Here is an 11,530-nt window from a genome sequence, read left to right on the forward strand (position 1 = left end):
GGGGCATACGGCTGTGGGACAGGGAAGCCGGGCGTTGGCTCGACGCGCCGAAGTCGACAGCGGGCGTCATCGACTTCGGTGCCGGTGGGCGCCTCTACATGGAGAGCGATGTGGGCGACGACCGGGTGCGGCTGCGCTCTGTCACGGACGGCCGCCCCCTGTTCGACACCTCGGCGCCCAGTCCGACGGACGTGGCGCCGAGCGCGGACGGCCGACTGGTGGCCGTCTGCCCGGCCGGGAAGGCTCCGCAGGTCCGGGAACTCGCCCACGACCGCGTTCTGCACGGGGCCTGGGAGCGGGCGGGCGCCCTCTGTGACGAGCGTTCGACCCTGGTGTTCGCCCAAGGGGGCCGGTTCGTCGTCCTCGGCGACGGCAAGACGCATGTCTGGGACACCGCGTCAGGACGCTCCGTAGCCGACCTCGACGCACCCGGCGCGGAATACCCGTCCTTCGACGAGGACGGTGCCTTCCTGGCCGCCGTGCAGGGCGGCGAGATCAAGGTGTGGCGGCTCGCCGCCCCCACCGCGCCGGTGTTCCGGCACCCCCTGAACAACCAGAGCGCCTATGGCACGCTCGCCTGGGACCCCGACCGCCCCCGTCTGCGCTATCTCGAAGGCGGCACCGTCCACACCCTCGACCTCGGCGCGGCCGTCACCTCCACCTGGGTCTCCCGCCCGGCGGAGACCCTGCTCAGCCCTGACGGGCGTACCCTCGCCACCGCCGAGCCCACCGGGGCCACGTACCGCGTCCGGCTCCGCGACGCCGGCGACGGGCAGGTGATCCGCACTCTGCCCACCCCGCCACCGCCCGCTCCCCGTGATCGGGCCGAGCCGGCCGCCACCCTGTCCGAGCTCCGGCTCCTGATGGCCTTCAGCCAGGACGGCACCACACTCGCCTACGGCCTGACCGTCTCCCGGGGGATACCCGCAGCGCAGCGGCTCACCTTCTGGGATCTGGCCCGCCGACGCGAGCGGACCACGCTGGAACTGCCGACGTCCGCTGACGGCGAGTTGGTGGAGTCACTGGCCCTGGGCCCCGGAGGCCGCAGCCTGTACGTCACCCGCGCGACCTCCATCGGCGAGTACGCCCACGAGGTGTGGGACACGGCCCGCCACCGGCGGACCGCCGTGTTCCCGGGCGCGACCGGCACCGACCTGGCCGTGCGCCCCGACGGCCGGCTGCTCGTCGGGGACGACCGCGTCGCCCGGCTGCCCTCCGGCCCCGTCACCCGGAAGGAACTGGCCCAGGGCACGACCATCGGCGCCCTCGCCTTCGCGCCCGACGGCTCCCGGCTCGCGGCCGGCGACCTGACCGGCCGGGTCAGCCTGTGGGACGCGGACGTACGACACCGCGCCGGTGTGCTGCGCAACGTCTTCCCCGCTCCGCTCGGCGACACTCCGGAGGGGGTCGGCGCCCTCGCTCTCAGCCCCGACGGCCGCACCCTCGCCGTGGGCGGCGACGCCGGCACACTCCAGCTCTGGGACACGTCCACCCAGCAGCCCCTCGGCGGCCCACTCACCACCCCCGGCGACGCCGTCCGCTCCCTCGCCTTCAGCCCCGACGGCACCACCCTCTACTCGACCGGCGCCCACGTCCCCCTCCAGCGGTACACCGTCGCCCCCGACCGGGCCGCCACCCAGGTCTGCGCCCGAGCGGCCCACGCGAACCTGACGAAGGCTCAGTGGCGTACCTACATCCCGGACGCGCCGTATCGCGAGCTCTGCGGCGACTGAGGCCGGCCGGAGCCCGGACCACAGCCTTCACCGTGGCCGTGGTGAACCCCGCTTCCCGGAGTTGATCGGGGCGCCCCGGCGAGGTCGCGTCGCAGGTGCTCGTGTGCTGTTCTGGAAGGAGCCGCAGGAGGCAACACCGATGCGTCGCAGCCGGACTTCCGCCTTCGTACCCAGCCGGTCGCCCGCCCCCACCGGAGCGGGCGGGGGGTTGCTGCCCGCGCGGGATCTCGCGGGCGCCTGGATTCTCGTCGTCCTGATCGCGGTGCCCGCCTGGGCGCTGACGATCGGACAGGCCCGGGACATGGGGGTCGAGCCCGGCACCATGGGGATGGCGCTGCCCCTGTTTCTGCTGCTCTGGGTGACGATGATGGCGGCCATGATGCTGCCGTCCATGGCACCGGTGGCCATCACCTGGGTGCGGGGCATCGGACGGCAGGCCTCCGGCTGGACCCGGGCCGCCCGCACCATCGAGTTCGTGGGCGGATATCTGCTGGTGTGGACGGCCTTCGGACTGCTCGCCTACGGGGCCCTGGCCCTCACCGGCGACCTGGTGGACGACCATCCGACCGCCGGACGCTGGATCGGCTCGATCGCCTTCCTGCTGGCCGGCCTGTACCAACTCGGTCCCCTCAAGCACGTCTGCCTGCGGCACTGCCGCGACCCGCTGAGCCATCTGGTGCGTTACGCCGGCTTCCGGCGGCCGGCGCGCGACCTGCGGGTGGGTGTCCATCACGGCGCCTACTGTGTCGGCTGCTGCGCCGGGCTGATGGTCGTCCTCATTCCGCTCGGCGTGATGAACGTGGCGGCGATGGCCGCACTGGCCTTGGTGATCTTCCTGGAGAAGCTGTGGTCCCGGGGCTTGCTTCTCACCACCGTCGTGGGCGTCGCCTTCCTCGTCCTGGCCCTGCTCGCACCGTTCCAGGACTGGCTGCTGCCGGGGCTGCAGGGCGCGATGCCGTCAATGGACGGCATGTGATCACCCCTGGACCGGTTTCCCGTCCGGGAACTGAGGTGCAAGCTGGTAGGGAGGCCACCCTCCCGATCCCGGGAGCGGGCTCGGGTTACGCGGTCTCGCCACTCCGAGTGAGCTCCTTCGGGCTCGGCAGGAGGGAAGCGAGATGACAGAACAGGCCACCACCGGTACGCGCTGGCACCTGGCCGGCGACTGGTTCGACGTGTGCAAGTGCGCCATACCCTGCCCCTGCACGTTCGCGCAGCCCCCGACCTACGGTGACTGCGAAGGCGTACTGGTCTGGCACATCCGGGAAGGCAACTTCGGCGACGTACAGCTCGACGATCTCAACGTCCTGATGCTCGGCTCCTTCGAGGGCAACCCGTGGGCCGGCACGCATACCGAGCCGTATGCCGCGGTCTTCCTCGACGAACGCGCCGACGACCAGCAGCGGGCCGCACTCGGAGCCGTATTCGGCGGTGAGGCGGGCGGTTGGCCGGCGCAGTTCGGGGAGATGTTCCACCCCGAGATGCGCGGCATGGACATCGCCCCCATCCATGTGGAGATCGACGAGGACCTTGCCACCTGGCGAGCCGAGATCCCGGGCCGTGTCACGGCGACCGCCGAGGCTCTCACCGGCCCGACCACCCCGAACGGCGCGCGCGTCCAGGTCCACAACGCCCCGGGCGCCGAGGTGGGGCCGGGCCAGATCGCCACATGGGGCCGGGCCACCGTCGACCGCGCCGACGCGTTCGGCTTCTCCTGGGAGCGCTCCGGCAAGTCGAGCAAGTACTTCCCGTTCGACTGGAGCGGCCCTGACTGAAGAACCGGCTGCCCGGCCACTCAGCCGACACTTTGCACCCGTGACCATTTTGTGAATGTGTCGCAACGGATGCAACGAGAATGGATAAATTCCGGGTGCGGGCTCGGGACGACATAAAAAGGGGGAGGGTGGGGGGGGGGGGGCTGGGGCGTGGGCGCCGTGCCGGGGCGCGTCCCCTGGTCGCGGGGGGGCCGGGTCTTGAGCTCGGGTGGGGTCGGCCGCCGGGCCCCCCCCCCCTTCTGTGTGCAGGGCGTCTTCACCCGCCGTGGCTCACTCGCACGGCTCCCCGTGGCTCAGGCGTCGACGACGTTGCTGTAGTTGCTCGCGCGGGTGGCACCGTCCTTGGACGCCCAGATGTGCACCCGGACCGGCGTGCCTTCGGCGACGCTTCTGTCGCACTTGGTCGCGCCCGTGGTGGAGGTGTCGTCGAAGCAGACCCCGCCGGTGTTGTGCCAGTGACCGGACGAGTCCTTGTACTGCAGCTGGGCACGGGTCCCCCAGCCGTCCGCCTGCATGTCCTCCGACCACAGCACCTCGCCGAGGGGCTCAAGCGTGCCGTTTCCGCCGGCGTACGTGGGGCCGTCCCAGTTGTGCCACCAGCTGACGGTCGCCAGTCCGGACGCGGCCGCCGGGCCGGTGCCCACGGTGGTCACGAGCCCGAAGGCGGCGGCACCGACGGCTGCGGCGACCAGAGGACGCTTGATGCTCAGCTTCATGGAGAAACCTCTCTGCAGAAGAATGCGAATTCGCCGAAAAAACCCTATGGCGCCCCCGACAGGAGGGACAAGAATTCCCGGTGGCCAATAAGCGCCATGAATTTCGGCAGTCATACTCTTGACGCCAGTAACCCCAGCTGTTGGGCCCGCGCTCCCAGCGCTACCCGCCCCTTAACCTGCCAGCGAAGCATCAGATTTCGAATCCTGCGCTGAACTGTGCGGCGCCCGATCCCCAACCGTCGTCCGATGGCGTCTTCACCCAGCCCTTCGAACAGCAGCCGAAGAATGCACAGGTCAACTTCATCGATCACTGATGGATGGTCCATTACGAGCCCCCCAAGTCACTGACAATGCCAAAGACGAGGGTGGTTCAGGAGTCGGTGCCGACGAACTTCGTGCAGTCCGTGTTGCCGGTGCTCTTCTCGGTCGCGCAGGCGCGCACCATGTAGCCCTTGCCGCCGACCATGTTGGTCCAGTCGTGCTGGCCGTTCTTGATGGTCACCGTGCGGCGGGTGATCAGCTTCGTGCGGTCCGGGTTCCACTTCTCGACCGAGATCGTGGCCGCCCACTTCGAGTCCCCGGTGCGGGCCCAGCCGGCCCAGCACTTGTTGCTCCAGCGCAGTTCGTAGTCGGTGCGGCCGCCGTTGTCCGAGTAGACCTCGCCCACCAGGACGGTGTGCCCGTCGGCGTCGCAGCCCATGGACACGGGGCCCTTGTTCTCACAGCCCGTGCCATTGCAGCCCACCGCGAAGGCACTGCCGGCCAGTGGAATCATTGTGAAGACGGTCGCGGCGGCCGGAACCAGCGCGAGTCGGGTGAGCGATCTCTTGCTGAGAGCACGCTTCATTTCATTTCCCCCTTGCTTCGGGCCGGTCAAGGACCCGATTACTTCAGGCCTGGTCGAGGACCTGAGAAAAACGTGGCCACAGAAACGGGCCTGCGGTCGCGTGAAAACGCGCACAGGTCACCCGTAGAAACAATGCACAAATCAGAAAATGTAAGCCCCGTATCCCCGTACCCCCGCCACGCCTGCACCACGCGCATCAGGACGCCACAACCTTACCGTCCGGAACGCGCCACCACAATGGAAATTAGAACGAGAGAGCGATCGCCACATCCGGCGAGGCGTCCGCATTCCGAACGCACAAAGGAGGGCACCCTGTCTCAGGATGCCCTCCCGGGCCGACGAGAGTCTCGGCCTACCGACTCTGAGCCGGCCGATGTCTGGGCCAACCGGCGTCTCAGTCGGCGAGCAGCTTCTTCACCGCGGCGGCGACCCGGCCGCCCTCCGCCTGACCCGCCACCTTCGGGTTCACGATCTTCATGACGGCGCCCATGGCCCGCGGCCCCTCGGCGCCGGCCGCCTTGGCCTCCTCGACGGCCTGGGCGACGATCTGGTTCAGCTCGTCGTCGCTGAGCTGCTTCGGCAGGTACGCGGCGAGGACCTCGCCCTCCGCCTTCTCCCGCTCGGCCTGCTCGGCACGACCACCCTGCGCGAACGCGTCGGCAGCCTCACGACGCTTCTTCGCCTCGCGGGTGATCACCTTCTGCACCTCGTCGTCGGAGAGCTCGCGCTTCTCCTTGCCCGCGACCTCCTCCTTGGTGATCGCGGCGAGCGTCAGCCGGAGCGTCGAGGAGCGGAGCTCGTCGCGCCCCTTGATCGCGGCGTTGAGGTCTTCCTGCAGCTTCGACTTGAGCGTGGTCATGGGGTCGATTGTCGCAGGTGTGGTGAGCGGAACGCCCGTTGATTTCAAGGGACCTGCGCGAAGGGGCCGTACCGGAGGCGGAGGGGGTTGCCGGGCGCAGGGCGCTCCCCGGGTCTGACACGATGGTCGTATGCGCGCGCGATACGGAGTACCCCTCGGAATCACGGCGGTCGGCGCCGCCGGTCTTCTCTACTCGGCTGGTGTCGAAGCCCGTCTCTTCCGCCTCCGACGGGTGACGGTCCCCGTCCTGCCCGCGGGCATGCGCCCGCTGCGCGTGCTCCAGGTCTCCGACATCCACATGGTCGGCGGCCAGCGCAAGAAGCAGCGCTGGCTGCGCTCCCTGGCCGGCCTGCGCCCCGACTTCGTGATCAACACGGGCGACAACCTGTCGGACCCGGAGGGCGTGCCGGAGGTGCTGGACGCGCTGGGCCCGTTGATGGAGTTCCCCGGCGCGTACGTCTTCGGCTCGAACGACTACTACGGCCCCAAGCCTCGCAACCCCGCCCGCTATCTGCTGGAGAAGGTCCAGGGCCGCCACGGCCTGAACGGCAACCCGCCCGCCGTCGGCGTGATCCACAACCCGTGGACGGACCTGCGCGACGGCTTCGACACCGCGGGCTGGCTCAACCTGACGAACACCCGCGGGACCCTGAAGATCGAGGGCGTGTCGGTCGAGCTCACCGGCCTGGACGACCCGCACATCAAGCGGGACCGCTACGAGCAGGTGGCCGGCGGCCCGTCCGGCACGGCCGACTTCGCGATGGGCGTGGTGCACGCGCCGTACCTGCGCGTCCTGGACGCCTACACGGCAGACGACTACCCCCTGGTCCTGGCCGGCCACACCCACGGCGGCCAGATCTGCGTCCCCTTCTACGGCGCCCTCGTCACCAACTGCGACCTGGACACGGACCGCGTGAAGGGACTGTCCACGCATACGGCGGAGGGTCGCACGTCGTACCTGCATGTCTCGGCGGGCTGCGGGGCGAACCGATACACACCGTTCCGGTTCGCCTGCCCGCCTGAGGCGACGTTGTTGACGTTGGTGGGGCGGGAGTAGCGGAGGGGGCGCAGTCGGGCGGGGAGGACCTGGCGGGGAGGGCTGACTCCAGGCAGGGCCGCTCGGCGTAATGAAAGGCGGAAACGCAGGCGCCCTACGGGCCCTCAGGTCACCCGCACGGATTACCCGTATCGCCCGTTTCGCCCCACCTGCTTAGCGTGAGGGCATGACCGCCCCGATACCCAGGGACATCCCGGACCTCCCCGCGATACCGGGCATCCCCACGCTGCTGCCCTCTTACGTCCCCGCCACGGCGGTGATGAACCCCACGCGCCGCCCCTGGACCGCCGCGTACCGCCTGCTGGTGGCGCTGGCCGCGAGCGCGGCAGTGACGGTCGAGGTGACCTTCGGCGGCCCGCTGCGCACCCTGAGCCACTTCGCGATCCAGAGCAACATCCTGCTGGCCCTGGTCCTGACCCTCGCGGCCCGCCGCGCCTGGACGGCCCGCCGCCCCCTGCCGTCGGCCCTGACGGGGGCCACGCTGCTCTACGCCGTGGTCACGGGCCTCGTCTACCACCTGTTGCTGGCGAACCAGGCGAGCCCCTTCACGCTTCCCGGCGTCCTCACGGGCGAGGCCACCGCCCCGACGGGCTGGCACGTGATCACCAACCAGATCCTGCACACGGTGACGCCCATCGCGGCCGTACTGGACTGGCTGCTCCTGACAGCCGCCGGCCAGCTGCGGCTACGGCAGGCAGCGACGTGGCTGATCTACCCCCTGACCTACCTGTCGTTCAGCCTCATCCGAGGCGAGCTCCTCGCCGACACGCCGGGCCGCTACCTCTACCCGTTCCTCGACGTGGACCGGCACGGCTACAAGAGCGTCCTGGGCAACGCCCTCCTCATCGGCCTCGGCATCTACGCCCTGGCCATCGCCCTCGTGGCCGTCGACCACGCCCGCCCCAACCCGATCCGCCGCCGTGTCCTTCGCCGCGCCAAAACCGGATTTCGTCTCCAGCCACCAGTGGGCTAAAGTAAACGTCGTCGCCGCGACAAGCAGCGACATCGGGGTGTAGCGCAGCTTGGCAGCGCGCTTCGTTCGGGACGAAGAGGTCGTGGGTTCAAATCCCGCCACCCCGACAGCCGAAACACCAAGTCAGGGCCGGTTTCCTTCACGGGAAGCCGGCCCTGATTCGTTCCGCGGGGTCCCTGGGGAACGAATGGGGAGTGGATCAAGGAAATCGACTCCCCACGGTCACCCCTGATTCGCTCAGCCGGGTAGTCGCACCACCGATGAAGGGCGGCACCACCGTGGGGATCGGTGGTGCCGCCCCGAGTCGCTCTCCGGACGCGGCGCGCCCCTTACGTCACCGGTGCTAGTGGCACCCCTGGTTGCAACGGGGAGGAAGGTTCAGGCGCGTGTTCGGGCTGAACTCGGCGGCCGGGTCGTTGCTCGGGTTGTAGCGGTGGTTACGGAAGTAGTCGATGTTGTAGTTGGGGTTCGGTACCCAGCGCTCGAACCGGAAGGTGATGCTCTGCGGCTGGACAAGGCTGCCGACCGCTCGCGCCTCCATGGCGTAGATGCGCACACCAGTGATCGCCCAGTTCGGAATCTGGCGCATGAAGGCCCACTCGTCCTGGTTCGAGTAGCGAGCGAGGGAGGTGCCCTGGACCTGGTTGGGAACGTGCAGCATGACGGACGCGAATTCCGGCCTGATCGTGTAGACGAAAGTCCTGGCGGTGACCACCGAGTGGTGGCAGCTGGACGTGATCAGCCATCCGACGACGGGGATGGACTGGCCGATCGACCACCCGACTCCCTGACAACGCGGCTGGGCGGCTTCCGCGGCGAGATTGCGCAGGCCCTGGCTCCGGGCGAAGGTCTCCGCCATCTCGACGCTGCCCGAGGTGGATATGTAGCCGGAGTTGTGGGCCCGGTCGCCCTGGACATGGGCCGTGAGGTCGTAGTTCGTTCCCCGGGACACGAATCCGTGCGCGAAGATGTCGTTCGGGCTCCGGGAGTCACCGCGGTACACCACGGCGGGCGGACTGGTCTGCGGCCGCCCGCCATTGGGCTCATTGGACGCGCTGGCGGCGCCGCCGGCCGTCACCAGTGACGTCGTGGCGACCATCATCACCAGCAGCAGTTGCAGGACGCGGAGCACCGGATTCGGCATCCGGTGTCGCCTGGATGATTCGGTCATGCGGCCCTGTTCGGGGACCGCCACGTTGTGTGAGTGGGGCATGGGGGTTCTCCAGTGCTCGGTCTGCCGGGTTCCGGCCTGACGAGACCGAGGCTGGCAACCCCGAAGGTTGATACTCACGTCCCTGTCACCAGATGAATCAAAGGAAACAAGGGGCCCGCGTTGATACGCGGGCCCTTCCGTCGCTGTCATCAATGCCACATCCCGTCGGAAAGCGGCGACATCCGATCCAGGCGGAACATAGGTTGATCGCCTGGAATATCGCATTCATCCGCCATGGGGGAGCTGTACGGAAGTGGGGTGGGCCGGTGGGACGTCCGGAGAGGCCGGTGGATCCGGCCGCGGGCCCGATACCGCGGCTCGCCCATGAGCTGAGGGAGCTGCGGCGGGCGGCGGGGAATCCGTCGTACCGGAGCATGGCGGACACCGCCGGGTTCACCGCGGTCACCCTGTCGAGGGCGGTGGACGGCACGCGGCTGCCGTCGCTCGCCGTACTCCAGGGGTACGTGCGGGCGTGCGGGGGCGATGCGGCGGAGTGGGAGGCCCGGTGGAAGGAAGCCGAGGCCGAGGTCGCGGGCGAGCCTCGGGAGGATGAGGACGCCGCCCCGCCGTATCGGGGACTCGCCCGTTTCGAGCCGGACGACCGTGCGCTGTTCTTCGGGCGGGACCGGCTGGTGGAGGAACTGAGCGAGCTGGTGTGTTCGCACCGGTTCGCGGTGGTGTTCGGGGCGTCCGGGAGCGGGAAGTCGTCGTTGCTGCGGGCCGGTCTGATACCCCGGCTGCGCGAGCGGATCGCGGGCCTGGGGCGGCCGGCGGCGCTGCGGGTGTTCACGCCGGGGGCACGGCCGGCCCAGACATACGGGCATCTGCTCGCGCCCGGCGAGGACGAACCGGAGAGCTGGGTCGTCGTCGACCAGTTCGAGGAGGTCTTCACCCTCTGCCGGGGCAAGGCCGAGCGGGACCGGTTCCTCGGTCTGCTCCTCGCCGCCCATGAGCCGGGCAGTCGGCTGAGGGTGCTCGTCTCCGTACGCGCCGACTTCTACGCCCGCTGCGGCGAGCACCGGGGGCTGGCGCAGGCGCTGTACGGGGCGGCGATGCTGGTCGGGCCGATGAGCGCGGACGAGTTGCGGGACGTGGTGGTCAGGCCCGCGCAGGCGGCCGGGCTCATCGTGGAGCGGGAGCTGACCGCGCGGATCGTCGCGGAGGTGCTCGACGAGCCCGGTGGGCTGCCGATGCTGTCGCACGCCCTGCTGGAGACCTGGCGGCGGCGCCGGAGCCGGGTCCTGACACTGGCCGCGTACGAGGCGGCGGGCGGGGTGCGGGGCGCGATCGCGGCGACGGCGGAGGAGGCGTACGGACGGCTGTCCGAGACGCAGCGGCGGGTGGCCCGGCAGTTGCTGCTGCGGATGATCGAGCCGGGTCAGGGGAGTCCGGACACCCGGCGGCCACTCGGCAACGCGGAGCTGGCGGACTGGGCCGACCCTGACGTGGGGTTGGTGGTGGAGAGGCTGACCCGGGCCCGGCTGCTGACGGTCGACGACGACGGCGTCCACCTCGCCCACGAGGCACTGATCACCTGCTGGCCCCGGTTGCACGGCTGGATCGAGGAGGACCGGGAGCGGCTGCGGCACCACTGGCAGCTGACGGAGGCCGCGCGGGTGTGGCTGGAGCACGACCACGACCCCGGGGCGCTGTATCGGGGAGCCCGCCTGGCCCGTGCCGAGGAACTCTTCCCCGGCCACGCGACCGACGCCGCGCTCACCGCGACCGAACGGCACTTCCTGGTTGCCGCCTTCGAGGCCCGGGAGGCGGAGCGCCGGGCCGCCACGCAGGCCAGACGCCGGGCCCGGATCCTCGTCACCACCATCTCGGCGGTGCTGGCGGTGGCGCTGGTGGCCGGGCTCGTCGCCTGGCAGCAGCACGACGACAACCTGCGCCGCAGCACCGACGACGCGGCCCGTCGCGTCGCCGACGTCGCCGACGGCCTGCGCACCACCGACCCGCACACCGCGATGCTGCTCGGCGTCGCCGCCTGGCGGATCTCCCCACTGCCCGAGTCCCGGCGGGCACTGTTCGGCGCGCTGGCGCAGCCCGAGACCGACACGTTCACCGACCCCGCCCCCGGGGACGGCCCCACGCGGTTCCTCGTCGACTCCGGCCGCACCCTGCTCAGCGTCGACGGCCGTACCTGGCGGACCTGGAACGTGGCCACCCATCGCCGTATCTCCTCCGGCCGACTGCCCGCCGGACAGGTCACCTCTGCGTCCCCCGACGGCCGGGTGCTCGCCGTCGTCGAGGACGACAGGGGCATACGGCTGTGGGACAGGGAAGCCGGGCGTTGGCTCGACGCGCCGAAGTCGACAGCGGGCGTCATCGACTTCGGTGCCGGTGGGCGCCTC

At 70.2% G+C, this 11,530-nt stretch carries 10 protein-coding genes, 1 tRNA gene and 1 pseudogene; 7 read left to right on the plus strand and 5 right to left on the minus strand.

All coding sequences use genetic code 11. The features are described from left to right. From ACFWYS_RS46050 to ACFWYS_RS46060, 3 genes are all read left to right on the plus strand, one after another. Window positions 1-1,733, plus strand: a 1,733-nt coding sequence (locus ACFWYS_RS46050) for a WD40 repeat domain-containing protein (RefSeq protein WP_384782957.1), incomplete at its 5' end; no start/stop codon positions are given. 139 nt (window positions 1,734-1,872) lie between these two features. After that, window positions 1,873-2,709 carry a DUF2182 domain-containing protein gene (locus ACFWYS_RS46055; protein ID WP_384782960.1) on the plus strand — a complete coding sequence of 279 codons (837 nt, stop codon included), beginning with the start codon at window positions 1,873-1,875 and terminating at the stop codon, window positions 2,707-2,709. A gap of 142 nt (window positions 2,710-2,851) precedes the next feature. Then, window positions 2,852-3,508: a DUF1326 domain-containing protein gene (locus tag ACFWYS_RS46060; protein ID WP_384782963.1), complete on the plus strand. Its 657-nt coding sequence runs from the start codon at window positions 2,852-2,854 to the stop codon at window positions 3,506-3,508. 293 nt (window positions 3,509-3,801) lie between these two features. On the opposite strand, the gene ACFWYS_RS46065 is transcribed toward ACFWYS_RS46060, so the two are convergent. The 4 genes from ACFWYS_RS46065 to ACFWYS_RS46080 form a co-directional block, all read right to left on the minus strand. Next, window positions 3,802-4,224 carry a hypothetical protein gene (locus ACFWYS_RS46065; protein WP_384782966.1) on the minus strand — a complete coding sequence of 141 codons (423 nt, stop codon included), beginning with the start codon at window positions 4,222-4,224 and terminating at the stop codon, window positions 3,802-3,804. A 110-nt stretch (window positions 4,225-4,334) separates the two neighbouring features. Further along, window positions 4,335-4,550 (minus strand): LuxR C-terminal-related transcriptional regulator, encoded by a 216-nt coding sequence (locus ACFWYS_RS46070; RefSeq protein ID WP_384782969.1) that lies wholly within the window; start codon window positions 4,548-4,550, stop codon window positions 4,335-4,337. Window positions 4,551-4,594: 44 nt separating this feature from the next. Continuing rightward, window positions 4,595-5,071, minus strand: a complete 477-nt coding sequence (locus tag ACFWYS_RS46075; protein WP_384782972.1) for a hypothetical protein — start codon at window positions 5,069-5,071, stop codon at window positions 4,595-4,597. Between the two features lie 394 nt (window positions 5,072-5,465). After that, window positions 5,466-5,930: a GatB/YqeY domain-containing protein gene (locus tag ACFWYS_RS46080; protein WP_384782975.1), complete on the minus strand. Its 465-nt coding sequence runs from the start codon at window positions 5,928-5,930 to the stop codon at window positions 5,466-5,468. A gap of 130 nt (window positions 5,931-6,060) precedes the next feature. Here ACFWYS_RS46080 and ACFWYS_RS46085 point away from each other — a divergent pair, with 130 nt between their 5' ends. The 3 genes from ACFWYS_RS46085 to ACFWYS_RS46095 all read left to right on the plus strand — a co-directional run bounded on the left by ACFWYS_RS46085 (window position 6,061) and on the right by ACFWYS_RS46095 (window position 8,067). Beyond that, on the plus strand, window positions 6,061-6,987 hold the full coding sequence (locus ACFWYS_RS46085; RefSeq protein WP_384782978.1) for a metallophosphoesterase: 927 nt from the start codon (window positions 6,061-6,063) through the stop codon (window positions 6,985-6,987). A gap of 166 nt (window positions 6,988-7,153) precedes the next feature. Beyond that, window positions 7,154-7,960, plus strand: a complete 807-nt coding sequence (locus ACFWYS_RS46090) for a Pr6Pr family membrane protein (RefSeq protein ID WP_384782981.1) — start codon at window positions 7,154-7,156, stop codon at window positions 7,958-7,960. 33 nt (window positions 7,961-7,993) lie between these two features. Beyond that, window positions 7,994-8,067, plus strand: a tRNA-Pro gene (locus ACFWYS_RS46095). A gap of 236 nt (window positions 8,068-8,303) precedes the next feature. Here the strand turns inward: ACFWYS_RS46095 and ACFWYS_RS46100 are convergent. Then, window positions 8,304-9,173 (minus strand): hypothetical protein, encoded by an 870-nt coding sequence (locus ACFWYS_RS46100; RefSeq protein ID WP_384782983.1) that lies wholly within the window; start codon window positions 9,171-9,173, stop codon window positions 8,304-8,306. Between the two features lie 266 nt (window positions 9,174-9,439). Here ACFWYS_RS46100 and ACFWYS_RS46105 point away from each other — a divergent pair. Beyond that, window positions 9,440-11,530: pseudogene (locus ACFWYS_RS46105) on the plus strand (hypothetical protein); the annotation flags it as partial.

It is taken from the genome of Streptomyces sp. NPDC059010, assembly GCF_042740355.1.
Classification (GTDB): Bacteria; Actinomycetota; Actinomycetes; order Streptomycetales; family Streptomycetaceae; genus Streptomyces.

What these genes read in the sequence shown, in the direction of transcription:
- ACFWYS_RS46080 (WP_384782975.1), bottom strand. Translation starts at nt 5,930, where the DNA reads ATGACCACGCTCAAGTCGAAGCTGCAGGAAGACCTCAACGCCGCGATC.
- ACFWYS_RS46065 (WP_384782966.1), bottom strand. Translation starts at nt 4,224, where the DNA reads ATGAAGCTGAGCATCAAGCGTCCTCTGGTCGCCGCAGCCGTCGGTGCC.
- ACFWYS_RS46090 (WP_384782981.1), top strand. Translation starts at nt 7,154, where the DNA reads ATGACCGCCCCGATACCCAGGGACATCCCGGACCTCCCCGCGATACCG.
- ACFWYS_RS46085 (WP_384782978.1), top strand. Translation starts at nt 6,061, where the DNA reads ATGCGCGCGCGATACGGAGTACCCCTCGGAATCACGGCGGTCGGCGCC.
- ACFWYS_RS46075 (WP_384782972.1), bottom strand. Translation starts at nt 5,071, where the DNA reads ATGAAGCGTGCTCTCAGCAAGAGATCGCTCACCCGACTCGCGCTGGTT.
- ACFWYS_RS46060 (WP_384782963.1), top strand. Translation starts at nt 2,852, where the DNA reads ATGACAGAACAGGCCACCACCGGTACGCGCTGGCACCTGGCCGGCGAC.
- ACFWYS_RS46100 (WP_384782983.1), bottom strand. Translation starts at nt 9,173, where the DNA reads ATGCCCCACTCACACAACGTGGCGGTCCCCGAACAGGGCCGCATGACC.
- ACFWYS_RS46055 (WP_384782960.1), top strand. Translation starts at nt 1,873, where the DNA reads ATGCGTCGCAGCCGGACTTCCGCCTTCGTACCCAGCCGGTCGCCCGCC.
- ACFWYS_RS46070 (WP_384782969.1), bottom strand. Translation starts at nt 4,550, where the DNA reads ATGGACCATCCATCAGTGATCGATGAAGTTGACCTGTGCATTCTTCGG.